This is a genomic window from Pseudomonas sp. PB103 (assembly GCF_009764635.1).
Taxonomy (GTDB): Bacteria; Pseudomonadota; Gammaproteobacteria; order Pseudomonadales; family Pseudomonadaceae; genus Aquipseudomonas.
This window is the reverse complement of the sequence record NZ_RWIL01000002.1, coordinates 196,926-222,570: the sequence shown is the minus strand read 5'-3', so window position 1 is coordinate 222,570 and position 25,645 is coordinate 196,926. Positions and strand designations below refer to the sequence as shown.

20 protein-coding genes are annotated in these 25,645 nt (G+C 60.5%); 12 read left to right on the top strand and 8 right to left on the bottom strand.

Translation table 11 applies throughout. The features are described from left to right. Positions 1–65: 65 nt before the first annotated feature. The 3 genes from EJA70_RS01090 to EJA70_RS01080 all read right to left on the bottom strand — a co-directional run bounded on the left by EJA70_RS01090 (position 66) and on the right by EJA70_RS01080 (position 4,154). Positions 66–2,492, bottom strand: coding sequence for a TonB-dependent receptor (locus EJA70_RS01090; protein ID WP_158829015.1), 2,427 nt, complete (start codon positions 2,490–2,492; stop codon positions 66–68). Between the two features lie 98 nt (positions 2,493–2,590). Beyond that, positions 2,591–3,574, bottom strand: a complete 984-nt coding sequence (locus tag EJA70_RS01085) for a FecR family protein (protein WP_158829013.1) — start codon at positions 3,572–3,574, stop codon at positions 2,591–2,593. Positions 3,575–3,662: 88 nt separating this feature from the next. Continuing rightward, complete coding sequence (locus EJA70_RS01080) at positions 3,663–4,154, bottom strand: sigma-70 family RNA polymerase sigma factor (protein WP_158829011.1); 492 nt, start codon at positions 4,152–4,154, stop codon at positions 3,663–3,665. Positions 4,155–4,648: 494 nt separating this feature from the next. Between EJA70_RS01080 and EJA70_RS01075 the strand changes: the two genes are divergently transcribed. From EJA70_RS01075 to EJA70_RS01040, 8 genes are all read left to right on the top strand, one after another. Beyond that, positions 4,649–5,050, top strand: a complete 402-nt coding sequence (locus EJA70_RS01075; protein WP_158829009.1) for a PaaI family thioesterase — start codon at positions 4,649–4,651, stop codon at positions 5,048–5,050. Between the two features lie 80 nt (positions 5,051–5,130). Then, a complete protein-coding gene (locus EJA70_RS01070; RefSeq protein ID WP_158829007.1) occupies positions 5,131–6,123 on the top strand; it encodes an acyl-CoA desaturase in 993 nt (330 codons plus the stop codon). A 13-nt stretch (positions 6,124–6,136) separates the two neighbouring features. Further along, the gene (locus EJA70_RS01065; protein WP_008085377.1) at positions 6,137–6,412 is read left to right on the top strand and encodes an acyl carrier protein; all 276 of its coding nucleotides are present in this window, start codon (positions 6,137–6,139) and stop codon (positions 6,410–6,412) included. Next, positions 6,409–7,272, top strand: coding sequence for a class I SAM-dependent methyltransferase (locus EJA70_RS01060; RefSeq protein ID WP_158829005.1), 864 nt, complete (start codon positions 6,409–6,411; stop codon positions 7,270–7,272). Before EJA70_RS01065 ends, EJA70_RS01060 begins: the two co-directional genes overlap by 4 nt. A 25-nt stretch (positions 7,273–7,297) precedes the next feature. Beyond that, a complete protein-coding gene (locus tag EJA70_RS01055) occupies positions 7,298–8,548 on the top strand; it encodes a cytochrome P450 (RefSeq protein WP_158829003.1) in 1,251 nt (416 codons plus the stop codon). Further along, entirely contained in the window at positions 8,541–9,299 is a 759-nt protein-coding gene (locus EJA70_RS01050; RefSeq protein WP_158829001.1) for a thioesterase II family protein, read from the top strand. Before EJA70_RS01055 ends, EJA70_RS01050 begins: the two co-directional genes overlap by 8 nt. Then, a complete protein-coding gene (locus EJA70_RS01045; RefSeq protein WP_158828999.1) occupies positions 9,281–10,978 on the top strand; it encodes a fatty acyl-AMP ligase in 1,698 nt (565 codons plus the stop codon). Before EJA70_RS01050 ends, EJA70_RS01045 begins: the two co-directional genes overlap by 19 nt. A gap of 36 nt (positions 10,979–11,014) precedes the next feature. Beyond that, positions 11,015–11,458, top strand: a complete 444-nt coding sequence (locus EJA70_RS01040) for a PaaI family thioesterase (RefSeq protein ID WP_008085372.1) — start codon at positions 11,015–11,017, stop codon at positions 11,456–11,458. A gap of 117 nt (positions 11,459–11,575) precedes the next feature. Here the strand turns inward: EJA70_RS01040 and EJA70_RS01035 are convergent, their stop codons facing one another. From EJA70_RS01035 to EJA70_RS01025, 3 genes are all read right to left on the bottom strand, one after another. Further along, on the bottom strand, positions 11,576–16,042 hold the full coding sequence (locus EJA70_RS01035; protein ID WP_158828997.1) for a hemagglutinin repeat-containing protein: 4,467 nt from the start codon (positions 16,040–16,042) through the stop codon (positions 11,576–11,578). A gap of 114 nt (positions 16,043–16,156) precedes the next feature. Continuing rightward, positions 16,157–17,884: a ShlB/FhaC/HecB family hemolysin secretion/activation protein gene (locus tag EJA70_RS01030; RefSeq protein ID WP_158828995.1), complete on the bottom strand. Its 1,728-nt coding sequence runs from the start codon at positions 17,882–17,884 to the stop codon at positions 16,157–16,159. A 108-nt stretch (positions 17,885–17,992) separates the two neighbouring features. Beyond that, a complete protein-coding gene (locus EJA70_RS01025; protein ID WP_158828993.1) occupies positions 17,993–19,126 on the bottom strand; it encodes an MFS transporter in 1,134 nt (377 codons plus the stop codon). Positions 19,127–19,225: 99 nt separating this feature from the next. Here EJA70_RS01025 and EJA70_RS01020 point away from each other — a divergent pair, with 99 nt between their 5' ends. From EJA70_RS01020 to EJA70_RS01010, 3 genes are all read left to right on the top strand, one after another. Next, complete coding sequence (locus EJA70_RS01020) at positions 19,226–19,990, top strand: helix-turn-helix transcriptional regulator (protein WP_158828991.1); 765 nt, start codon at positions 19,226–19,228, stop codon at positions 19,988–19,990. A gap of 96 nt (positions 19,991–20,086) precedes the next feature. Further along, on the top strand, positions 20,087–21,196 hold the full coding sequence (locus EJA70_RS01015) for an HlyD family secretion protein (RefSeq protein ID WP_158828989.1): 1,110 nt from the start codon (positions 20,087–20,089) through the stop codon (positions 21,194–21,196). Continuing rightward, entirely contained in the window at positions 21,193–22,785 is a 1,593-nt protein-coding gene (locus tag EJA70_RS01010; RefSeq protein ID WP_158828987.1) for a DHA2 family efflux MFS transporter permease subunit, read from the top strand. Before EJA70_RS01015 ends, EJA70_RS01010 begins: the two co-directional genes overlap by 4 nt. A gap of 172 nt (positions 22,786–22,957) precedes the next feature. On the opposite strand, the gene EJA70_RS01005 is transcribed toward EJA70_RS01010, so the two are convergent. Next, positions 22,958–23,398, bottom strand: a complete 441-nt coding sequence (locus tag EJA70_RS01005) for a carboxymuconolactone decarboxylase family protein (RefSeq protein WP_008087552.1) — start codon at positions 23,396–23,398, stop codon at positions 22,958–22,960. Between the two features lie 186 nt (positions 23,399–23,584). Here EJA70_RS01005 and EJA70_RS01000 point away from each other — a divergent pair, with 186 nt between their 5' ends. Further along, a complete protein-coding gene (locus EJA70_RS01000) occupies positions 23,585–23,884 on the top strand; it encodes a hypothetical protein (protein ID WP_158828985.1) in 300 nt (99 codons plus the stop codon). A 148-nt stretch (positions 23,885–24,032) separates the two neighbouring features. Here the strand turns inward: EJA70_RS01000 and EJA70_RS00995 are convergent, their stop codons facing one another. Then, positions 24,033–25,604: a sensor domain-containing diguanylate cyclase gene (locus tag EJA70_RS00995; RefSeq protein WP_158828983.1), complete on the bottom strand. Its 1,572-nt coding sequence runs from the start codon at positions 25,602–25,604 to the stop codon at positions 24,033–24,035. Positions 25,605–25,645 lie beyond the last annotated feature (41 nt).

The window sequence follows — 25,645 nt, the reverse complement described above, 5'->3', positions numbered from 1 at the left end:
GCTCCTACATTGGAATGCGTTCCCTGTAGGAGCTGCCGCAGGCTGCGATCTTTTGCTCTTACGCTTTAAAACCCAACGCTGGCCTGCACAAAGAACGTCCTTGGCGCGCCCACGTACATCCCCGAATTGTTATCGCTGGAACGGGTGAAGTACTGCTTGTCGAAGATATTCTTCACCCCCGCGCCCAACTTCAAATTCGACACCTGCGGCCCGAAGTCATAGCCGCCACGCACGTTCCAGGTCACGTAACCGGGAATATCGCCGTACTGCCCGTCCGCCGTGCCTTCGGTGATGTAGTTGCCGTTGAAGCTGCCATCGGCATTCACCCCGGTACCCGGCGAACGCTGTTTCGACTGGGCGAAACCGTCGATGTTGTAGGTCCAGCGGTTGATGTCATAACGCAAACCGACGGTCGCCACCTGGCGTGAATAGAACGGCAGATCCCGGCCCTTGAAGCCCGGAATTTCGCCCTCATAAGTCGCGCGGGTGTAAGTAAAACCGGCGTTGGCGGTCAGACCGTCAAGACGCGGATCAAGCGCCGCCATGTCGTAATGCACCGACGCTTCAAGGCCCTGATGCTTGGTCGCCCCCAGGTTGGTCCAGCCGACGTCGTTGCTGATGTATTGCAGTTCGTCATCGAAGTCGATGTAGAACAGCGTCACTTCACCGCCCCACACATCGTCGTTGTAGCGCGTGCCGATTTCGTAGGTCTTGGCCTTTTCCGGCTCCAGGCCGTTGGCGGTCTTGTCACCCGAACCGCCCTGGCCGAGCTGGAAATACTGCAGGCTGCCGAACGAGGTTTCGTAGTTGGCAAACAGTTTCCACGCGTCCGACAAGTGATACATCACGCTCAGCGCCGGCAGCGGTTCATTGCTTTCGATGCTGCGGTTTTTCTCTGGCACGCGTCTGCCGGCGGTGTCGAGCACGGCGCGGTCGTGCCAGTCAGTGCTGATGTGTTCGAAGCGAATCCCCGGGGTGATCGTCCAGTTGCCGACGTCGATTTTGTTGTCGACGTAAACCGAGTTGGCTTCGGTGCCGCCGGTGCGATCCTGGAATACGTGGCCGTCAGACGTCGGCGTTACCACCGGCTGGTTGTTGACCAGCGCCAGACGACTCGACTGCTCGTGCATCGCCTCTTTCAGATAGCGATAACCGACGCTGACTTCCTGACTGGTCGGGCCAACATCGAACACTCGCGACACCCGAGGTTCGATGCCCAGCGTGTAGTAGGAACGCGGGTACGAGCTGAGGGTTTTCTGGTCGCGGGCGGCGATGGTGCTGCCGCGAAAACTGTCGGTGTAGTAGGTCAGCACTTCGGCCTGGGTGCGCTCGTCAATCTGGCGAATCCACTTGAACGACACGTCTTTGCGGCGACCACTGAATTGGTCGTAGTCACGCACCGAGTCGTACGGTTTGTCGTCGTACTGCTTTTGCGTCAGACCGCCGGGCATGTCGGCGCTGGCGTCGTAGTAATGGAAGTTGAGGCTGAAATCATCCTGATCGGTCGGCGCCCAGTGGGTCTTGAGCAGCACGTCGTCGATGTCGTTGCCGTTGTTGCGCTCGCGGTAACCGTTGCCATTGACGCCAGAATACAACAGCGCCACGCCCATGCCGTTGTCGGCGGTGCCGCCAAGGAACGCGGTGTCGATGTGTTTCCAGCCGCCGTACTGGGTGGTTTCCAGGGTGGTGCCGATTTCACCGGTGGCTTTTTCCGGGATCGCGCGGGTGACGAAGTTGATCACTCCGCCGACGTTTTGCGGCCCATAACGCACAGAACCGGCGCCACGGACGACGTCGATGCTGTCGAGGTTGCCCGATGAAATCGGCGCCATCGACAGTTGCGGCTGGCCGTAAGGGGCGAACGCGGCGGGCACGCCGTCGATCAAGACAGTCGAGCGCGGCGACAAGCGCGAGGTCAGGCCACGCACTCCGACGTTGAGGGAAATATCACTGCCGCCGGTACCGTTGTTGTCCTGCACCTGCACGCCCGGCACACGCTTGAGCACGTCGCTGACGTTCATCGCCCCTTGCTCGACCATGGCTTCGCGGCGAATCACCGTGCGCGCGCCGGGGTGGTTTTGCACCACAGCGGCGTCGGCATCACCGAGCCAGTCGCCGACTACTTTGATGTCGGTCACGCCCAGTTCCAGCGGGCCGTTGGTCGCAGCGGAAGTCGCAGCGGGCGACAGCGTTACCGATCCTTCGTTGATCTGATAATCGAGACCGCTGCCTTGCAGCAACTGGCGCAGCGCTTGTTCCGGCGAGATGTCGCCATCGACCGCCGGGGCTTGTTTGCCGGCGACCAGATCAGGGCTGAAAAACACTTGCAGCGAGGTTTGCTGGCCCAGTTCGCTCAGCGCCTGACCCAACGGCTGGGCGCGGATATGAATCGCTTCGCCGGCATACGCCAGCGGCATCGCGGCATTGACCGCCAGCGCGAGGGCCAGCGGCAACCAAGGGGATTTTTTATTGTGGGCAGTGGTGGTTTTCACGTCGAACGTAGTCCTGTGGATCGCAAGAGTGTGCGGCTGTTAATGCAAACCAGTTGCAGTTGAACAGGAAGACGATGAACTCGAAAAAAACCTGAATTTTATTTTGAAATTATTTCCTGACTGCCATCCGCATGGGTGCGAACCGCCACCGGCAGGATGCTCGGCAAGGCTTTGAGCAAGGCCTCGGTGTTATCGGATTTGAACACGCTGGTCAGGCGCAGACTGGCCACCGCAGGGTTGCTGACCGTCAGCGGCGTCTCGCGATAACGTGACACTTCGGCGGCTACTTCGCTGAGGCTGGCATTGTTGAATACCAGTTTGCCGCTGCGCCACGCGGTCAGTTCCGCTGGGTTGACCGCATAGGCTGCGGCGACTTTGCCCTGCGCATCAACGTAAGTGCCGAGGCCGGCAGTCAGACTTATGAATTCATTGTCCGGCGCATTGCGCCCCTGCACTTTCACCGTGCCCTGCTCCACCGCCACGCGGGTTTGCGTGACGTCGCGACGCACATCGAATCGCGTGCCGGTGACCGTCACCTTGCCGTTGCCCGCCTCGACCACGAACGGCCGTGAGGTATCGTGCTCGACGCTGAACATCGCCTCGCCTTCGCTCAATTCGATCAGCCGGCGATCTTTTTCATAACGCACCTGCAAGCGGCTGCGACTGTTCAGATCAATCACCGAACCGTCCGGCAACGCCACGTGCTTGCGCTCGCCCAACGCCGTGGTGAATTCGGCGCTGTAACCGCCCGGGTGATTCAAACCACTGAACAGGCCGAGACCGAGTGCCACCGTCACCACACTGGCGGCCACGGCATAACGCAATAACGGCCGCCGTTCGCGGCGCGGCGGCGGCGTTTCAACCAGCGCTTTGAGGCGCGGCGCCGGCAACAAATCAGCCGCTGTCCACAGCCCCTGCAGCAACTGAAATTCATCGCGATGTTGCGGATGCTCATTCAGCCAGGCGTCGAAGCGCTGCTGCTCGTCGGCACTCACGGCCGGCTCCTGCAAACGCACAAACCAGCGCGCCGCGTCATCGCGCACGGTGGTTTGCCCGCACGCGCAATCACGAGTATCCATCATGGAATGTCCTGTCCGGCCGGGAATATAAAGACACACAACCCCCCGTAGGAGCTGCCGAAGGCTGCGATCTTTTCAACATCACACCCCATCACGACTGCAACCCATCGAGTCGATCACGCAAATGCCGCAGGGTGCGGATCATATACTTTTCGACCATGTTCTTGGACAACCCCAGGCGATCGGCGATTTCCGCCTGGGTCAGCCCTTCGATCTTCTGCCAGACAAAAATCTTCCGACAGTTGACCGGCAGTTCGCTGAGCGCCCGCTCAATGGAGTCGGCCAGTTGGATCGCATGCATGTAATGCTCCGGGTCGCCGGACGACGACGCACTGTGATCGATCGCCTCCGACTCCATGGCGCCTCGCCGATCCTCACGTCGGTAACCGTCGACCGCGATATTACGCGCCGTCTGGTGCAAATACGCCCGGGGTTGCTGCACCGCCGCCGAATCGGATTCGAGCACCCGCACAAAAGTGTCGTGCGCCAGATCCTCGGCCTGCGCGCGATTGCGCAGGCGCCGGGTCCAGGTGCCGATCAACTCTTCGTAATGCTCGAAAAAGCCGGGTCTGCGGGGACGCATGGGGGATTGGGCGGTGTGCTGAGGAAAGGGGCGTGAATAGTAATGCTTCCTATTAAGCCCGGCAAATCATTCCAGCCTGGTGGCGACTGTCGCATTCAGAAATGATCGCCTTGCACCTGAGTTAGAGCGGTCGCGCTTTCAACGCTAAAAAACAACAGGCAAACCGATTTGACAAGCCCGGATCCGCTGCTACGTTCATGCGACTGCTTAATATCATGGACGATAAAATGACCGTCGCCCCGCTCAACAGAGGATCGATCAGCTTGGCAGGCGCTCGCTATGACGCCGCCGCTATCGTTCTTCGTCGTGGTCTGTCCATAGACCAAAGCCTGCTCAGCGCTATCAATCGTCCACTCGCCAGATCGCCGGCGTTGCGCACTGCAGTTCGTCGCCGACTTCTTCCCTGAACAATCAACAGGCTATTAGCCTGCGCATTACCGTGATCCAGAAAAATATAAAAACCATGTGCTTATTAAAATAAAAAGGAGCGCGAAATGGATATTCCGCACAGTTTCGAACCGTTGTTCCGAACCAGCCCCTTCCTCGATCTGCTCGGTCCGTTCTTTTATCGCAAAGATGCCGAAGGCTTGACCATTGGCATTCGTGTAGAAGAAAAACACACCAATGCGCGCGGACTCGCCCATGGCGGGTTGTTCATGGCGCTGGCGGATGTTGCCTTGGGCTACAACACCGCTTTCTCGAAAAATCCCCCGCTCAAACTCGTCACCACGACACTCACCACCGACTTTGCCGGCTCGGCCAAGATCGGCGACTGGCTGGAAGCCAGCGTTGACATTCAAAAGACCGGCAGCCGCCTGGTGTTCGCCAATAGTTATATCAGCGTTGGCGAAGAGCGAGTGGTGCGGGCCAGCGCGTCTTTTCTAGTCGTCAGTTGAGGCGACAGCGCCGTTACTGTCCATAACGAGAGTAACGGTCACCTCTAGCGTATATACGATTTGTCACGGAGCGATTGACGATGGACAGTGCTGCGCGTTTACCCGAGCTGGATCAGATTCCGCAAGATAAAAGCCAAACCAAAGATGTAAAACGCAAAGCGATCAGCAGCCCGTATTTCCATCGACTGCAACGCAAGCATTTTTTAATGTTCGATGTGCTTCCCGTACTGGGTGTCATCCTGGCGGGAATAATGGCGTTTTATATTCCGGTCAGTGGCGTCGATATCGGACTGTTTATCGCCTTCTGGGCGTTGACCGGAATCGGTGTCAGTGTCGGTTACCACCGGTATTTCACGCACCGTTCATTCAAGGCCAGGCCTGCCGTCGCTGTGGCCCTGACAATCCTCGGTTCGATGGCCGGGCAAGGCGCCCTGCTGTCGTGGGTCGCCATGCATCGGCGTCACCACGAATTGAGTGATCAGCCGGGAGATCCGCACTCGCCCAACCTGCAAGGCCCCGGTTTCAAAGGCCTGATCAAAGGGCTGGTGCACTCGCACTTCACCTGGATGAAAGAACACGACTACCCCAACGTCGCCTACTACGCGCCGGACCTGATCCGTGATCCGCTCATTGCCAAGACCGCGCGGCATTACTACACCTGGGTGATTCTCGGGCTCGTCGCCCCGGCCATCCTCGGCGGCCTGCTGAGCCAGTCGTTGTGGGGCGTGGTGAGCGGTTTCCTGTGGGGCGGCGCGGTCAGAATGTTTGTCGTCGGCCACATCATCTGGTCCATCAACTCCTTGCTGCACCGCTTCGGCACCCGCCCCTATCAATCCAGAGACCACAGCCGCAATGGTGGCCTGTTCGGCTTATTCACCTTTGGCGAGTCGTGGCACAACAACCACCATGCCTTTCCCGAATCACCTTCTTTCGGGCTGCAATGGGCGGCCTTCGATCCCGGCTACTGGTTTATCCGTGGCTTGAGCCTGGTGGGGCTGACCTGGGATCTACGCGTGCCCACCGTGCAGCGCAGAACCAGTCGCAAAAAAAGAAACGTCCAAACCCAACAATAAGGAACACTCGATCATGACCGCCTATGAATCTGCTCCGATCACAAAAGAACTGGCTATCCAATGGTGCAAAGGCCAGATCAGCCAACTGCTCAATGCGCCCGGCAGCACTATTGACGAAGATAAAGACTTCAGCGAGTTGGGACTCGACTCGTCTCTGGCCGTGTCGTTGCTGATTGAGATCGAACAGGAATACGGCGTGGAAATTTCCGCAGAAGAATTGTTCGATAACCCCAACATCACAGCGGTCGCCGAACTGATCATCGCTGGCGCCGGGAAGTCGGGAAAATGAACGACCTGACCGCCGAACATCGATTGCAACAAGAGTCGAAAGCGATACGTCATCACTACGATGTCGGCAACGACTTTTTTGAGCTCTGGCTCGATCCGACGCTGTCCTATTCCTGCGCCGTGTGGGCCGACAGTGAAACGCTGGAAAGCGCGCAAACGCAAAAAATCGACTATCACCTTGAAGCGATAGGCGCGAAAAACCTGCAATCGGTGCTTGATATCGGCTGTGGCTGGGGCGGTGTTCTGGCGGCCCTGGAGAAGTTGCCCAACATCAAGCACGCCGCGGGTTTGACGCTCAGCGATGAACAAGCGGCCTATGTCCACAGCCAGGCCTATTCGAAAGTCTCTGTGGAGATCAAAAACTGGCAGGAGTACGCCCCCGCCGAACCGTTTGACGGGATCATTTCCATCGGCGCGTTCGAGCACTTCGCCTCTCCCGCCGACAGCGTGGAGGAAAAAATTGCCATTTACCGGCGTTTCTTCACGGCCTGTCGTGACTGGTTGAAACCCGAAGGAAGACTGTCGCTGCAGACCATCGCTTACGGGGCGATGTCCCGGGACCAGGCCAGCCGTTTTTTCAACGAAGACATATTTCCCAATGCCGATCTGCCGACCCTGGCGGAGATCGCCAAAGCGGCGGAAGGCATTTTCGAAATCCAACGGGTCGACAACGGCCGGCTGGATTACGCAAGAACCTGTGAAGAATGGTATCGCCGCTTGTCCGCCAACAAAGCCGTGGCGACACAACGCGTCGGCGAGGCGATTGTGGCGCGTTATCTGCGCTATCTGAAGATGTCGGCTTATGGATTTCAGTTCGGCAAGATCCAACTGCTGAGACTGCAACTGCAAGCCATTCGATAATCCATCTGGTGGAAGGAACCTCACGATGTCTGATGGTGCTCAGGGCCAACTGTTGTCCTCCGGCAAACCGCCGCAATTGCCGCGTTTCAATCCTTTTTCCGCTGAATTTCGTGAGACGCCGTACGCGGTTTACCGTCAATTACGCGAGCTGAACCCGCTGCACAAAGTGCTCGGGATGTGGGTCGTCACCCGGCATGCCGACGTCATGAGCATCCTGCGTGACCGCAGCTGCAACGCCAGCATCATTCCCAGACAGGTCGATAACCAGGCGGCGCGGTTTGGTCGCGACAACGCGCCGTTTCAGCGACTGGCCTACAAATCAATCGTCTTCACCGAGAACCCCGACCATCATCGTTTGCGAAAGATGATGAACATTGCTTTCTCGGCCGTGGCCATCGACGGCTTGCAAGGCTCGATTGAAGTGATAACTCAAGCGCTGCTGCAAGACGCTTACAAGCACGGCGGCATGGACATCATCGCGGGCTTGGCGCAGCCCTTGCCGCTTCGCGTGATGTGCGAATGGATCGGCTTACCGGCTGAAATGCACGCGACCATCGATACCTGGACCCATGCCATCCGCTTCCTTCTGGAACCGGGATTGATGGTCAAAGACGACTTCGAAAAAGTCAGCCAGGTGCTCGATGAATACATGGCCTATCTGTCCGGCGTGATCGCCGAACGCAAGCGCAACCCGAAACAGGATCTGATCAGTCAACTGCTGGCCCTGGAAATCGACGGCGACCGCCTGACCGACGAAGAGCTGATCTTCGTCTGCATCATGTGTTTCGTTGCCGGCAATGAAACCACTAAAAGTCTGATCGGCAACGGCATTCATGCCTTGCTTGAACAGCCTGATCAATTGCAGTTGCTGCAAGACCGACCGGCGCTGATTGCCGGTTGTGTGCAAGAGGTGCTGCGCTTCGAAACGCCGCTGCAACACACCAAACGCTTCGCCACCAAGGACCTGCTCCTGGATGGCCAGACCATCAAGGCCGGTGATCAGATTCTGCTGTGCCTGGGTTCCGCCAACCGGGATGAACAGGTCTTTGCCGGGGCCGAGCGCTTCGACATCGAGCGCAAGACCAAAGGCCATCTCGCCTTCGGCTACGGCATGCACGGTTGCCTCGGCGCGTTATTGGCCGAGCGGCAGATGCAGACCGTGCTGCAACGATTACTGGACGGGCCGCGCTGGGTGCGTCGTGACGAAAAGCCGTCGTGGCAGGCAGGCAGTTTCATCGTTCGCAGCCTGTCCTCCCTCGATGTCCAGTTTGTATGACGCGCTCAGGCAGGTTGAAATGCACACACCGATACGTTCGCTGATCTGTTTCCCTCATGCCGGCGGCAGTAACGCCACGTACAACGGATGGGGATCGCGTCTCGCCGATTCCGTTCGAAGAATCAAACTCGCCTGCTTCGACAGCCCTGCGCATCGCGCCCGGTTTAACGATGTCGACAGCCTGTCGGCGAAAATCGCTGAACAGCTGTGCCACGAACGTCAACCACTGGCGTTTTATGGTCATAGCATGGGGGCGATATTGGCTTATGAGGTGGCCTGCAAGCTTTCACTGGTTAATCCGCACCAGGTTGCGCACGTGTTTGTGTCGGGCCGACGCGCGCCGCAGTTGGCCGCTCGACTCGCGCCGATCCACACCTTGTCCGATCCGGCGTTTCTTGGCGAGCTGATCGCCTACGGCGGCGTTCCGGCCGCGATCGGCAACAACAACCGAATGTTGAATGCACTGTTGCCGGTCATCCGCAGCGACCTCGCCCTGGTAGAGCGTTATGACTTTGAGCCGGCGCGCAGACTGAATTGCCCGATCACGGCCATCTACGCCACCCACGACCCGGTGGTTGAAAGTGCTGAGCTGATGGCCTGGCGCGAACGCACCACGGGCGCCTTCCATTTCCATGAATTGAGTGGCGACCACTTCTTCCATTCCTCGCAACCCCAAGCGTTGGTCGACATCATTCATCACGCGCTGAACGCTGACGGCACCCGGAGGGCTGAATGCAAAAGTTTCGCGTGATGACCGACTGCCTCGAACGCCATAACGAGCAATGCCCGGATAAACCGGCGTATATTTTTCTGTCAGAAAAACTCGCGCCGGAAACACAGCTGACCTTCGCCGAGCTGAGAAACCAGGCGAGGCAATTTGCCGGGCGGCTGTTACAAACCACGCAAAAAGGTGACCGGGCGTTATTGATCTTCCCCGCCGGGCTGGATTTCATCGTCGCGTTTCTCGGCTGCCTGTACGCGGGTGTCGTCGCCGTTCCCCTGTGCCCGCCCAACAAGAAGCGCTCGCAACGCACCCTGCAAGGCATCATCGATGACTGCTCGCCGCGCCTGATCATTACCCTCAAGGCCTTGAGCAGTGCGCTCAAGGATCCCGAGCAGCAACCATCGCCGTTGTGGCTCGAAATGGACCACTGGCCAGACGCGCAACCGCCGGACCTGACGGCGCCATGGCCGAGCGTGGAGGCGCAGGACCTGGCGTTTATTCAATACACCTCAGGCTCAACGTCCGCGCCCAAAGGCGTGATGGTCACGCACGCCAATATCGTTGCCAATCAGGCGATGATTCGCCAGGCGTTCGGCCACGACCCCGACTCTACCGTCGTCGGTTGGGTGCCGCATTACCACGACCAGGGCCTGATCGGAAATATATTGCAGCCGCTGTACGTTGGCGCCACCAGTGTGCTGATGTCGCCCGTCACCTTCATGCGCTGGCCACTGCGTTGGCTTCAGGCGATTTCCCTGTATCAGGCGCGCACCAGCGGCGGGCCCAACTTTGCTTTTGGTGCATGTGTCAAAGCGCTGGAACGTGAGCCGGACATCGAACTGGATCTGCGCAGCTGGCAACTGGCGTTCAACGGCGCCGAGCCCATTCGCATCGAGACGCTGCAAGCGTTCGCAACGGCCTTCCAGCGATTTGGCTTTGATTCGGCAGCCATGTATCCGTGTTATGGCCTGGCCGAATGCACGTTACAAGCGGCGGGCGGCATCAAGGGAACCGGCGTGAAGACCCTCAATGTCGACGGGCCGGCGCTGCGCGAGGGCAAGGTTGTGCCCAGCGATTCGCCCTTCAGCCAAACGCTGGTGAGCTCAGGCGCAGCGTTGCCGGGCACACATATCGCGATCGTTGACCCCGTCAGCGGAGGCGCCTGTGCACCGCGGGCCATTGGCGAGATCTGGATAGCCGGCGCGCATGTTGCGCGGGGCTACTGGCAGCGTGAATCGCTCACCGCTGAAACCTTCTCCAACCGGTTATCAGACGGTATTCAACCGACCTATTTACGTACCGCCGACCTTGGTTTTATTCACCAGGGGGAGCTATATGTAACGGGGCGAATAAAAGACATGGTCATTATTCGCGGCAAGAACTATTACCCCCAGGACATCGAGCACAACGTGTGGTCCGCACACCAAGGCCTGGAGCATTCTGCTTGCGCGGTATTTTCGCTGCCCGACGCTGAGGACAAGTTGATCATTGTTCAAGAAGTGCGCCGGGAGTGGCGCAAGAAAATGCTTGCCGACGACGTTATCCCGCTGATCCGTCAGGCCGTGGTGGTGAACAATGAAATAACGCCCTACGACATCGTTTTACTGATGCCGGGGAAACTGCTGAAAACCAGCAGCGGCAAAATCATGCGCAACGCAATACGCGCTCAGTACATGGATAAAACACTCGAGCGATGGCTCGGTTAGTGTCGTTCATCAATGCAGACGTTAAGGATAAAGACCATGGAAGATTTCACTGCAAGCAACCCTGATTTCGACAAACATGTTCAATTCGCCGTACTCAGTATGCCGGCGGCAAAACTGCTGGGTTTCCATTACAACTTCCTCAAACCCGGCCACTGTGAAATCGAGCAGCCCACGCGCAAGGAACTCACCCAGCACAACGGCTACTTCCAGGGCGGCATCATCGGCGCCCTGGCTGACTTCGCCGGTGGTTCGGCCGCAGGCACCCTGCTGCCCCCCGGCTGGATCAACATGACTACCGATTTCACCGTCAAACTGATCGCCCCCGCCGACGGTGAAAAGCTGCTGGCACGAGGACGCGTGATCAACGCCTCGCACAACACCACGGTGGCGGCTGCCGATTTGTTTGCGGTGAAAGAAGGCAAGGAAACACTCTGCGCGACCGCGCTGGTCACGATGCGAAATATTCCGTTGAAGGCATGAGGACGAAATAAAAAAGGCGCGAGCCTGCTCGTCTTCGCGGTATTTCAGAGCCCAATGGCTTGGCTGAAATAACGCGATCGCGAGCAGGCTCACACCTTCAGGTTTGACGGTGGTCCTTTAGCCTTTGTGGTCGATACCGGCCTGCAGGGTCTGGCTGTCCAGGTGCCCACTGAGGGTGACCGGACCGACTTTCAGGTTGCCGTTTTCAAGGGAAACCCTGGGCACGTTTTCCTCGGTTTTGTGTGGCAGGTCCAGCCCCGCTTTTACCCCGAAGTCACGGTTGTTCAGCTCGGTGTTGCTGACCTTGGAGCCGCCCAGATCAACCTTGCCGTCAGCCGACGAAATCCGCGCGCCGGTCAACTGCGTAGCGCCGCCCACTGCCAGGTTCACACCTTGGCTGCCACTGAGGCCGGACGCCTGCGTAACGCTGTCCTTGTGCGCGTATTCACCCTGCGCTTTCAGTGTCGGTTTGTAATCGGTGCCGGCGAGTTTTTCTTTGTCGCCCGGTGGATTTTTCTTCGCGGTCAGGCCCAGGTCGACCTCGACTTTGGCCTGGTTGCGGCTGTCCTGACGGCTCTCGACAGTCAGATCGCCAGCGACGTGGCCGCTGACTTTTTTCGCCTCGATGCGCGCGCCCGCCAGTTGTGCATCACCGCCACTGTTGAGCACCACGGTGTCAGCCTTGATCTGGCTGTTCTGCTGGGTGGTGCCTTGCGAGTAATCGACACCAACCTTGGCCCCGGCATTGAAGCCGTGATCGCTGCTTGCTTGCTCATCAGCAGCGGTCGGTTTCTTGCTGCTGAGGTTACCGCCGGCATTCAGCGCGACATTCCAGTTATTGCGGCTGTCGGTCGACTGCGCCGACTCCTGCACGTAACCACCCTTCTGCGCATCGATGCTGACGTTTGGCGCGCTGACCTGGGTGCCTTGCAGGTACACCGCATCGCCACTCAACGCGATACCGCCCGAAGCATTGAGCTGCCCACCGCTGAGGGTTTGCGAATGCTCATTGATCTGGCCGATGTTGAAATTGCCACTGAGATTGCCGCCCTGATCACGGCTCTTCTCGCTGCTGGTTTTGCTGCCGCCGCCCTTCAGGCCACCGCCCAGATTGCTGCCGGTGGCGTTGTGCGTGGCGGTGGCCGCTTGCAGATCGAGCTTGCCGTCGGCGTGCAAGTCGATAGCACCCGCGCTGTCGATCTGCGTGCCTTGCTGGACCTGATTGCCGCCGCTGCGCAACTGCACGCCATTGCCGCTGATACTTGCCACATGGGCCTGCGTGTCAGTGGTTTGCTTGCCGCTGTGATCGAGCTGGAACCCGGCGCCGAGGTCGACGTTGGTGCCATCGGTGCCCGGCAAGGTGCCGACCGTCAGCGAGCCATTGCCGCGCAGGCTGGCATCGCTGCTGCTTTGGCGGTCGTTGGCCTGATTCAGCGCCAGATCGCCAGCGGTCTTGATGTTCACGCCGCCCTGCCCGCCGTCGAAACGGCTGCCTTCGAATTGGCCGTCGCCACCGACTTTGATGGTCACGCCCTGGCTGCCGGCATAAGCGCCGACCACGGCGGTGGACGTGTCTTTGCTGGACGTACTGCTGCCACCCGCGCCGCTGCCGGCAACGTTCACGTCTTCGCCGGTTTTGGTGTAGACGCGCACGTCGACCTTGGCGTCGACCTTATTGTCGATGCTGCTGTGGGTGTTGCTCGCGGCATCAGCGACCAGGGTGTCGGCGCTGATGTTCACTTTGCCGTTGCTGGCGTTGTACTGCGTGCCCTGGTCGTGCAGCGTGCCGGCGACGTTCACGTCGACAGTGCCGCCGTCAAAACGGCTGACCACGGCGTTGCTGTTTTGCTCGGTTTTGCTGGCGCTGCCATGGCCCACCGCAACATCGATACCGACGTTCGGTTGACCGAGATTGGCCAACGCGTCTTTGTCTGGCACCTTGCCGGCGAGCACGTCCTTGACTGCACCGGCGATCGGCCGGGCGATGTCCTTGTACTCGACATTCGCGCCAACATCCGCCGACCAATTGCTCTCGCTATGGCTGCTGCTTTCAGTGTTGCTGGCTGCACGGTTGTCGACTTCGTTGGCGGCGACATTCAGGCCATTACCGGCCTTGAGTTGCGCCCCCTCGGTCGTGACTTTGTCGGCATTGATGTGCAGGCTACCGCTGCTCTGCACCTGGGTGGTTTGCGCGGTGGTTTTGTCGGTGCTGTCCTGCGCCGTGCTGTGGGCAAAATCGACGCCACTGCCGGCACGGTCAAGGCCGCCGGTGTAGTAGAAACCGCCGCCGGTGCTGCTGTTCTCGGTGGAGGTTTTATGGCTGTCTTGCTCAGCCAGCAACGAGACATTTTTGCCGGTCAGCGTGGTATCGCCTGCGCTGGAGTTGACCTCTGCGCCCTTGATCGTCACATCACCGCCGGCCTTCACCTGCACGCTGCCGCCAGTGAGGTTTGAGCCTTGCTGGGTGACGTCGTTGCGGGTCACGGTTTGCTGCTTGTCTTCGTAATGCACGCCGGCGCGATACTGCTCCGGGCTCTGCTCTTTGGCGTAAGCATCGAAGCCACGGGTTTGCGTGGTGGCGCTGCTGTCAGCGGTATTCTGCGTGGAGTGCACATTGACATCCCCTGCCGCGTCAGCTGTCAGCGCACCGCCAGCCTTGACCGTCGAGCCGGCCACTTCAATGTCCTTGGCGCTCTTGAGCTTGAGGTTGCTGTCAGACACCAGTTCGCTGCGCACCGTGGTGCTGTCCTGGCGGTTCTGCCGCGACTCGTCTTTGGTGATGCCAAAGAACTTGCTGTCCTTGTCGTGGTTGTTGCTGTGCGAGGTGTCCTGCACGCCGTCGATGATCAGCGAGCCCTTGTCGCTGATCACGCTCGCCTCCGTGCCACCGCGCACCTGGCTGCCGCTGATGCGCACGTCGTCAGCCTTGACGATCAGTTTGCCGGCGGCGTTGATCTTGCTGCCCTGATGCTGGGTCTGGCCTTTGTCGGCATCGCCGGTCTTGCCGAAGAAACCACCGCCGACCAGGTCACCGGAATAACGGTTGTCGCTGCTGCGGTTGGTTCGTGTCGCCGTGGTGATTTCTACCTGTTTGCCGGCCAGTTGCACGTCGCCCGAGCTGTTCAGCTCAGCGCCTTCGGAGCGCAGCAGTCCAGCGGTTTGCAGGGCGATGTTGCCGCCCTTCAACTGGCTGGTGACGCTGCGCTGTTCTTCGCTGCTGGTGTTCCAGTCGGCTTTCCACAGGTGTTTGCGATGATTGCCCTGATCGGTCTGCGTATGACTTTCAGTGGCGGCGGTCAGGCGCAGATCGCCGCCACTTTTGACCTCGAGCGTCTTCGCCGCTTCGACTTTGGCCGCTTTCAGTTCAGTGTCTTGGCCGGACGACAGCTTGACGTCGCGGCTGGCGACGATCTGGCTGCCGTGCTGGCGCGATTCGCTGTCGGTCTGGGTGCGATCGTAGGTTTCCCAGGTGATGCCGATGGTGCTGTTGTTCCAGTTTTCACGCTTTTCCTGAAGCTTGCGGCTTTCGACCGTGCTCAGGGTCAGGTTGCGCTTGGCGTCGACCGCAACGTCGCGGCCGCTGACATCGGTGGCCGCCAGGGTCAGGTCTTTGCCGCTGTGCAAGCCGACATCGCCCTGACTGCTGCGAATCCCGGCGCGGGTGACGTCGAGGCTGTTGGCTACGGCTTCACCGCTGACCGTGAGGTCACCGGCAGAGCGAATCTGCACGCCGTCACGACCGGCGACTTGCACCGCCCCCACGCGCACACCGGCACCTTCGGCGGTGCTGACAATGTTGATGCGCCCGGCTTGCATCGCACCGAACAGGCTGGCGTCGATGCGTTGATCAGTGGTGCTGCCAGCAGGGTCCACGGTTTTCACCTGGCCGCTGGCGTAATCGACCTGATTGCGGCCGACCGTGAGGTTCAGTTGATCGCGCGCGCTGATTGCGCCCTGGCTGTCGATGCGCGGGGCGATCAGGTTGATCGAGCCCTCAGCGTTACGCAGACCGCCGCCCTGAATCTGCAACTGACCGCTGGCGTCGCGGGTGTTCAGGCTTTGCAGTTTGCCGTCGATCAACTCCGGACGACCGACCAGCAGATTGGCGTTCGGCGTGTTGATGAAACTGCCGCCATTGACCGAGATGCCGTTAGGGTTGGCCAGCACGTAATCGGCAGCACGGCCGAAAATTTCCTGCGCGCCATTAATGGCCGACGGGTTGCGGCTGATCACTTCGTTGAGGATCACGCTCGCCGCTTGCCCCTGCAGTTGCGGGTTGGCCGCCAGTTGCCCGGCGAGCTGCGATTGCCCGGCCTGCAAGGCATTGTTCAGCACCAGGCCCTGACGGTCGACGTTGTAGTCGAGGAACTGGTTATGCGACAGGCCCGAGCCGTTGGGCGCGACGATGTTGACGATGGGCACACCGCCCTGGGTTTGCAATTGCGCGGTGCCGCCGGGGCCCGGTGCGACCACGACGCCGCCGGCCATCGCGCTCGGCAGGTGCACGGCGAAGAACAGGCTGGCAATCGCCCAGCGCAATTTGCCCCGTGGCGAAAGATGAAATGCAAAGGTGTGGGCTGGCATAAAAACGTCTCCATGTGAGTACGGCATCACGTCGCGCGTTTTAATTTTTGGCCGTGGCTGACGCGCTCAGATCCGACGGCTATTGGTTCACTGCGTTAGCGGTTCATGTGGCGGTCATATCTGCACCCCGACACGCATCAGCCAGGTTTCTGGCTCGTGCTGCAAGCCGTTCGGGGTGTTGAGGGCGCGTTGGTAATCGACGTCCACTTGCAGATTTTTCCAGCCCAGGTTGAGGCCGACATTGGCGCCGCTCAGACGTTGGCCCTGAGCGCCGTGATCGGCCTTGATCCAGCCATTGTCGAGGCCCACGCGCGGGGTGATCTGCACCGGCCATTCGCTACGCAGCGGCAGGCGCAAGGTGTTGCGCCAGATCGCGCCACTGGCACCCGACGCACTGCTGACGCGATAACCGCGCACCGCCGAATCGTCGGTGCCGAGCAACTGTTCGATCGCCGGCAAGGGGTCCGGGCTGTATTGCACGTTGAGCTGGCTCTGCCATTGCCAGGTTTGCCCGCCGAGCTGGCCGTTGCGCCACTGGCTGAGGCCGGCGCGGTATTTGCGAAACTGCGCCTTGGGCAGGTTGTTGATCTGATGCTGCGAATCGTTGTCGGCACCGAACCAGCGCAGGCCTTGGGCGTAATTGAGGTCGAGGTTCCACACCGCGCGGTCGAGCCAGAACAGGTTGAGCCCGGCCTCGGCCACGGTCAGCGTCGGGCTCTGAATGCCCAGGCGCACGTCTTCCAGATAACTGTCGACGTCCTTGTGCGCCAGTTGCAGGTTGGCGCTGAGCTGACGGCTCTGATCGCGCCACAACACGCGGTCGGCGCGCAGGCTGACCTGGTCGGTGATGCCGGTGCTGTGAAAGGTCACGCTCGGCAGTTTGAACGGCGCGCGGTATTCGGCATGGCTGGCGAACACGCTGTACGTCCAGTAGCCGTAGGGAATCGCGTAATAAAGACTGGCATTGCGGTTGTAACGATCGCCCTGATTGAGCGTGTCGCTGGCACTGACGCTCAGCAGATCGTTGAGTTGCAGCGGGCTGTCGAGGCTCAGGCTGACGGTGTCGCGGTCGCGCCCGGTGCTGGCGCTGCCAAGGTTGTCGACACCCGCGCTCAAGGCCCAACGTGAAGGCGTGGCGCCGCGCGAACGCAAGATGATCCGCGACGCACCGGGCTGGCTGCCGGGGGCGATGTCGGCGGTGAGATCGAGTGAGCGCAGGCGATTCAACTGATCGAGGCCCTGCTCCAGATCGCGCAGGTTCAACGGCTCGCCGAGCATGTTGGGGAACGCGCCACCGAGGGACACCGGCAGGCTCTGATCAGCCAGTTCGATCGACTCGATGTAGCCTTCGTCAACGCGAATATCCAGCGACTGTCCCGCCGCCGGGGCGCTGACCAGGTACGGGCGACTGGCGATGTAGCCTTTGTCGACGTAGCTCGCCGTGATGGTCGCCAACAGATGATTGATCTGGCCGACGCCCATGCACGGTGCCAGCAGGGGTTTGATGCGCGCGTTGAGTGTGGCGCTGTCGATCAACGTGACGCCGCCGATGCGCGTGCCGCTCAACGGCCAGCAGCGCTCATCGGCGGTTACGGCTGGCGGGACGGCCGGCGTGACCGGCGCCGGGCCGAACGCGCCGCGCTCCAGCTGACGGCGACGCTGTTCGATTTGCAGTTGTTGCAGATCGCGCTGTTGCTGTTGTTGCTGGCGCAGCACTTCCTGACCCGGCGCGACAGGTTCGGCCGCTTCAATCGAGGAGGCACAGACACTCAACACAAAGGCCGACAACAGCGGGCAACGCGTGGCACGACGACGAAATACAGCGCGAAACGGATACGGCACGCAACTTCCTTGCGATCATCAAATGGCGTAATGCCATGTCATCAATGATCGTGATAGTCGGAGCCCTCCTACACAAATGCAAGACGCTTCCTACAGCGCTTACATTTCTTAAACAATTGCTTTGATTGGCTTTATCGCCAGCAGCAGGGCCACGGCGCTGCACGCTATCAGGGTTTCCCCGAGGGCCTGAGACCAGCCGGCGAGCATCAACCCAGCGCCAATCAACAGGTAATACATCAACCCCAACAAAGCCCCGGCTGTGCCCAAACGATCGGCGTAATCAACCAGCGCCATGCCGAGAATATTCGGAATCGCCATGCCGAACGCCAACACGATCAGCAACATCGGCAACACAAACGCGACGCTGTCCTGCAGCCACCAGACGCCGAATCCACCGAGCAGACCGCTGACGGCGGCGAGGCGAATCAGTTGCAAAGCATTGCCTCCCGCCTTGAGTAACCGTCGGTTGAACCATGCTCCAAAACCTGAGCCCAGCGCGAGGATCACGCCGCTGTAGCCGAACCAGGTTTCGCTCAGGCCCAGACGCTGAAACTGGAACGGTGCGAGGCTGTAATAACTGAACAAGGCGACGTTGAACGCGGCGACCCACAACGCCGAACGCCAGATGCCGAGATCACGCAACATGCGCCCGAGGGTTTCCCACAGGCAAACGTGTGGCAGTTGTTCCGGTCGGGTTTCCGGCAAGGCGTACACACTCCACAACCACAGCAGCGCGGCGAGAAAAAGCAATGCGCCGAGCACACCGCGATAGCCGAAAGCCTGAACCAGGCTGGCACCGCTGAACAAACCGATCGCGGTGCTGGCCGCCAGCGCGATGCCCACCAGCGAAAATACCTGCGCCAATTCCGCGCCCTTGAAGCGATCGCGCAGCACGGTTTGCGTGACCACCGAGCCGACCGCCGCCCCGAATGCTGCCGTTGCCTGAACCATCAACAGTCCAGTGAAACTGTCGACCCGCAACCCCACCATCGTGGCCAGCGCGTAAATCGCCAGCCCCGCGAGCATCGTCGGCCGCCGGCCCATGCGGTCGCACAACCGCCCCCAGACCACCACGCCCACGGCAAAGGCGAGGAAATACACCGACAAGGTTTGTGCCGCCGCTTCCGGACCAACGTTGAACACCCGGCCGATATCGCCCAACGCCGGGCTGTACAGGGTTTGCGCAATCTGCGGAAACATCAGCAGCGCAATCGCCAGCAGCAACAGATTTCTGTTGTTCATCCTTTGTCACTCCTCAAGTAAAACCGCTGAGGAGTTTAAGAAGCGTCAGCTGGCGTATTATCCGAATCCTGCCAACTTATCGTTGAAATCGGACAACCCATGGCCTGGCTCGACGCACACGCAACGTTTGACGCCGACAGTTATCCCGCGCCCGTCATCGGCATCGCGGCGACGTTGGGCGACCACGATTCCGGCTTGCATCTGCACCAGCGTGGGCAACTGCTATTCACTCGTCAGGGCTGCACGCGCATCACCCTCGCCCAGCAGCTGTGCCTGCTGCCACCGTCGCGGGCGGCGTGGATTCCGCCGGGCGTCAGTCATCGTGCGGTGATGCAGCAAAGCGTCGATTATCGTTCGATCTATCTGAGCGCCGAACTCTGTCGCGAGCTGCCGCAGCAGGTGTGTGTGATAGAGGTCAGTGCGCTGCTGCGCGCGGTGCTGGAGCCAATGGCCACGGCGGATTTCGACACCGATTGGCAGCAAGGCAAATTCGCTCATCTGCTGGGCCTGTGCCTGAGCGAAATGGCGGAAGCAGCGCAGCAACCGATGCTCTTGCCACTGCCTCGCGACAAGCGCCTGGCGCCGCTATTGGCCCAGCCCGAGCAGTTGCCCCCGGAGCTGCAAGTGCTGGAACGGCAGATCGGCGCCAGCAGCCGCACCATCGGCCGGATCTTCCAGCGCGACACCGGCATGAGCTATCAACAGTGGCGCCAGCAATGGCGGTTGATGCGCGCGATGGAATTGCTCGCCACCGGGCGCAGCCTCAGCTACTGCGGTTTCGAGCTGGGGTTTGCCAGCGACAGCGCGTTTATCGCCTTCTTCAAGGCTATGACCGGCAGCACACCGGGGCACTGGCTCAAGTAAGCACCTGACGACCGGCTGCAAAAATCAATTGCGACTAAATATTACCTGCGTCATATTACAGCCGTAATAACGATCCGTTTCCTCAGGTATTCCGCCATGACCAGCATGCCCACCCTCGAACCTGTTGTGGAGAAGACCCGGCCTCCCCTGCTTAAACGCCTGTTGCTTCCCGGTGCCGGCTTGCTCGCGCTGATCTTCGCTGGCGCGTACGCCGTGCATTGGTGGGGCGCCGGGCGTTTTCTCGAGGAAACCGACGACGCCTACATCGGTGGCGACGTTACGGTGATCGGGCCGAAAGTGGCCGGTTACATCGACGAAGTACTGGTCAGCGACAACCAGCACGTCAAGGCCGGCGACGTGCTGATTCGCCTCGACGCCCGCGACTACCGCGCCAATCTGGCCAAGGCCGAAGGCGCCGTGGCCGCTGAAGAAGCGTTGCTGGCCAACCTCGACGCCACCGAACAGCTGCAACAAGCGGTGATCGGCCAGGCTCGCGCCGGCATCGATGCGGCCGGCGCGGAAACCGCGCGTTCGCGGGATGACAACGCGCGCTACAAACGGCTGGTGACCACCAATGCCGTGTCGGTGGAAAGCGCGCAACGCGCCGACGCCACCTTCAAAACCGCACAGGCCCTGAGTGCCCGCGCCCAGGCTGAACTGCTTGCCGCGCAACGCCAACTCGCCGTCATCGACACGCAAAAACAGCAAGCCCGCGCCGCCCTCCAGCAAGCTCGCGCCGAACGCGATCTGGCGCAATTGAACCTCGACTACACCGAGCTTCGCGCGCCGATGGATGGGGTCATCGGCAATCGTCGTGCGCGGGTCGGCGCATATGCGCAGGCCGGTTCGCAGCAACTGTCGGTGGTGCCGGCCAGCGGCTTGTGGGTCGACGCCAATTTCAAGGAAGACCAATTGGCGCGGATGAAGCCGGGCCAGCGTGTGAGCATTCGCGCCGATGTGCTTTCGGGTCAGGAATTCCACGGTCGTCTCGACAGCCTCGCACCCGCCACCGGTTCGCAGTTCAGTGTCTTGCCGCCGGAAAACGCCACCGGCAACTTCACCAAAATCGTCCAGCGCGTGCCGGTGCGCATCCTCCTTGATCCGGCCGACGGAGTGCTCGGGCATCTGCGTCCGGGGCTATCGGTGACCGCCGAAGTCGACACCCGCGCCCAGCCTGAAACCAGCGCCGTGGCTGTTGCGCCATGAGCGCCACCCTCGCCGCCCCCGCGCAACCGTTCAACGCGGCGGACATGGCCACAGCGACCAAGGTGTTCGCCTTCGCAACCATGTGCATCGGCATGTTCATTGCGCTGCTCGACATTCAGATCGTCTCGGCATCGCTGCGTGATATCGGCGGTGGCTTGTCCGCCGGCACCGACGAAACCGCGTGGGTGCAGACCAGCTACCTGATTGCCGAAATCATCGTGATTCCGCTGTCGGGCTGGCTGTCGCGGGTGTTCTCGACGCGTTGGTTGTTCTGCGCGTCAGCGGTCGGTTTCACCCTCGCCAGCCTGCTCTGCGGCATCGCCTGGAATATCCAGAGCATGATCGCCTTTCGTGCACTGCAAGGTTTTCTTGGCGGCTCGATGATTCCGCTGGTATTCACCACGGCGTTCTTTTTCTTCACCGGTAAACAACGAGTAATTGCCGCGGCGACCATTGGTGCAGTGGCCTCACTGGCGCCGACCATGGGTCCGGTGATTGGTGGCTGGATCACCGATATTTCCTCGTGGCACTGGCTGTTCTACATCAACTTGATCCCGGGGATTTTCGTCGCGGTGACGGTGCCGATGCTGGTGAAGATCGACCAGCCGGAACTTTCGCTGCTCAAGGGCGCGGACTACCTGAGCATGGTCTTTCTCGCGCTGTTTCTCGGTTGTCTTGAGTACACCCTCGAAGAAGGGCCGCGCTGGAACTGGTTCAGCGATCAGACCATCCTGACCACCGCGTGGATCAGTGGCCTCGCTGGATTGGCGTTCATTGGCCGGACATTGCATGTGGCCAATCCGATCGTCGATCTGCGCGCATTGAAGGATCGCAATTTCGCCCTCGGCTGCTTCTTTTCGTTCGTCACCGGCATTGGTCTGTTCGCGACGATTTACCTGACGCCGCTGTTTCTCGGGCGGGTGCGCGGCTACAGCGCACTGGACATTGGTCTGGCGGTTTTCTCCACGGGCGTGTTCCAGATCATGGCGATTCCGCTGTATGCCTTTCTGGCCAATCGCGTGGATCTGCGCTGGATCATGATGGTCGGGTTGGCCTTGTTCGCGGTATCGATGTGGGAGTTCAGCCCGATCACCCACGACTGGGGCGCAGGGCAACTGATGCTGCCGCAGGCGCTGCGCGGAATTGCCCAGCAATTGGCGGTGCCACCGGCCGTGACGCTGACCTTGGGCGGGTTGGCGCCGGCGCGGTTGAAGCATGCGTCGGGGCTGTTCAACCTGATGCGCAATCTGGGCGGGGCGATTGGCATTGCCGCGTGCGCGACCATTCTCAATGACCGCACCAACCTGCACTTCACGCGGCTGGCCGAACATCTGAACAGCAGCAACGAAGCGATGAATCAGTGGCTGTCGCAGGTCGGCGGCAACCTCGCCACCCTGGGCCAGAACGGCGACATCGGCGTCACCGCCAGCCTGCGGCAGTTATGGCTGCTGACTTACCGTGAGGCGCAGACGCAAACCTACGGCGACACCTTCCTGATGATCGGCGTGTGCTTCGTCATCGCCACGGCGATGGTGCCCTTGATGCGCAAGGTCCAACCCCCCGCCGCGCCGAGTGCCGACGCCCATTGATAAACCCCTGCGATCTTTGGATCTGGCCTTGAACATCAAAATCAAAAGATCACCCGGGGGCGCCTGGGTTCTGTAGGAGCTGACGAGTGCAACGAGGCTGCGATCTTTTGAGCTGGCTTTGAAAGTCAAAATCAAAAGATCGCAGCCTGCGGCAGCTCCTACAGCTTGGGATTCAGGCTTGTGGGGTTTTGCGGAAGCCGACGGCCAGGCGGTTCCAGCTGTTGATGGTGCTGATGGCCACGGTCAGGTCGACCATTTCCTTGGGCGTGAACTGCGCGGCGACGACGTCGTAATCTTCGTCCGGGGCGTGGGTCAGGCTCAACTGGGTCAGCGACTCAGTCCACAGCAGCGCGGCGCGTTCGCGGTCGCTGAAGAACGGCGCTTCACGCCAGGCCGTCACGGCGAACAGGCGGCGCGGGGTTTCGCCGCCCTTGATTGCGTCAGCGGTGTGCATGTCGATGCAGAACGCGCAGCCGTTGATTTGCGAAGCGCGCAGTTTGACCAGTTCGATCAGGGTCTTTTCCAGCGGCAGTTTGGAGACTGCGGTTTCCAGCGCGATCATGGCTTTCAGAGCGTCAGGCGAAGCGGTGTAGAAATCGGTACGAGGTTTCATGCTGGCTTTCCGGGGCGAGTGAATGTGTGCCTACGGTAGTCCTGGGGGGCGGTTCGGCAAATAGCCAATATTCCAGAAGATCAGGAGGCCACTTGCTCACACCGTTGACCGCTCGTCAGCCAATCGGCACCAAGGCTTCGGCGTGCCAGACCAATATCAGGTAAATCCCCTTTTTGGAGACGTACCATGATGACGCGCAAATTCACCTCATTATTGCTTGCCGGTCTGCTGGCCACGGCCTCGGCTGCCAGCTTCGCCGCCAACGACGGCGCTGATGCGACCGGCACCAAATCCGGCGCCACCAGCGGCTCGACCATGCCACCGGACAACACCCCGGGGGCGCCATCAGGCGGTAACAGCTCCGGCGGTGCAGGTTCCGGCACCGGCACCAATGGCGGCGCCAGCGGCTCAGGTTCAGGGGCTGGCGGCGGCACTGGTTCAGCCGGCGGCGGGACGGGCGGTGCAGGCGGTGGCACTGGCGGCTGAACGAACAAGAGCCACCCGTGGTAAACGCAAAATCCCCTGTAGGAGTGAGCCTGCTCGCGATGGCGCAGTGTCCAGTCACTGAGAAGTTGGACGTGCTGACGCCATCGCGAGCAGGCTCGCTCCTACAGGGTTTGTGTTGGATGTGGGGTTAGCGGTCGGAGCGCATCAGCTCGGCGATGCCGCCATCCAGCGACAACACCGCCGCGCGGTTACGCCCGGCATTCTTCGCCTGATACAACGCCGCATCCGCGCGCTGGATAAACACTTCCAGACTGTCGTTGCCATTCGGAATGAACGAATAACAGCCAAGGCTCACCGTCAAATAACCGGTCGGCGAACCGCTGTGGGTAATGTGTTTGTCGATCACGCTGCGACGAATCTGCCCGGCAATCGCCAGCGCGCCGTTGATGTCAGTGTCCGGCAAGAGCACCGCAAATTCTTCACCACCATAACGCACCGCCAGATCAGCCTTGCGCTGGCAGCACGTCTTGACCACCTGCGCCACCTGCGTCAGGCAGTGATCGCCGGCGACATGCCCATAGGCATCGTTGTAGCGCTTGAAGAAATCGATATCGAGCATGATCAGGCTGACCGGGCTGACCTGCCGCGCGCCACGGGCAAATTCGATCTCCAGCGAGCGCTCGAACAAACGCCGATTGGCCAGCCCGGTCAGGCTGTCATGGGTCGCAATCTGCTCCAGCGTCAATTGCGCCTTGCGCAGGTTCTTCTCGATCCGCTCACCGTCACGCACCTGATGAATGAACACCCAGCCGAACAGGCCGACGCCGAGAATCAGCAGCGCAACGATCACGCTCGATTGAACCGCCCGCTCGTACCACCCCTTGAGAATCGTGTCACGCGAGGTCGCGGCGGCCACCACCAGCGGATACGCAGCCAGTTGCCGATAGCCATACAAGCGTGTCACGCCATCGACCACCGAATTGATCATCGCTGTGCCGGCGGGCGCGTCGGGCAACAACTTGCGATAAATCCTGCCTTGGGCCAACGAGCTGCCGACCAGGCTTTCATCGAACGGCCGGCGCGCCAGCAGCGTGCCGTCGGTCAAGCCGAGGAACATGATGCCGTTGTTATCGAGGCTGAAGCTTTCGAAGAACCGGTCGAAATACGACATCTTGATCCCAGCCATCAACACGCCCTGAAAGTTGCCCGCGCGGTCGTTGATGCGTTTGGAAATCGGGATGATCCAGTCGCCGTTCTCGCGGCTGCGTATCGCCGGGCCGATGTGCGCCACGGTCGATACGTTCTGCTGATGGAATTTGAAGTACTCGCGATCGGCCACGCCGTTGCCATGGGGCAAGTCCGGGTAGGAGGTGATCACCCACTGGCCCTTGTTGTCGAACAGGAACATGCCGTGCAATTGCTCGAGTTGCTGCACTCGCCGGGCGAAAGTTCTCTGCAACCGCGGTTTCTGAGCCGCGCCGTAACCATCGTCCTCGACCCAGTCGACCAGGCTGGTCAACACCAGATCCGCCGCCAGAAACGTGTCCTCGGCCTGCTGCGCCATGGCCCGGGTCAGGTTGGCCGAGGCCATTTGCGCCACCGCCAGATCCTGGCGCCGTGACTGCTCCAGTTGCAGATACAACAACCCGAATAGGCACAGACACACCGCCACGGTAAACAGCACAGCCGCTTTGCGCAGCGGCAGCCGTTTAAGGGAGCCTCCGGGGGCCTGGTGCGGATCGTGAATGGGGATTGGCAAACGCATGTCCTGAGCAGGTACGACAAGGGCAAAGGCCCGAA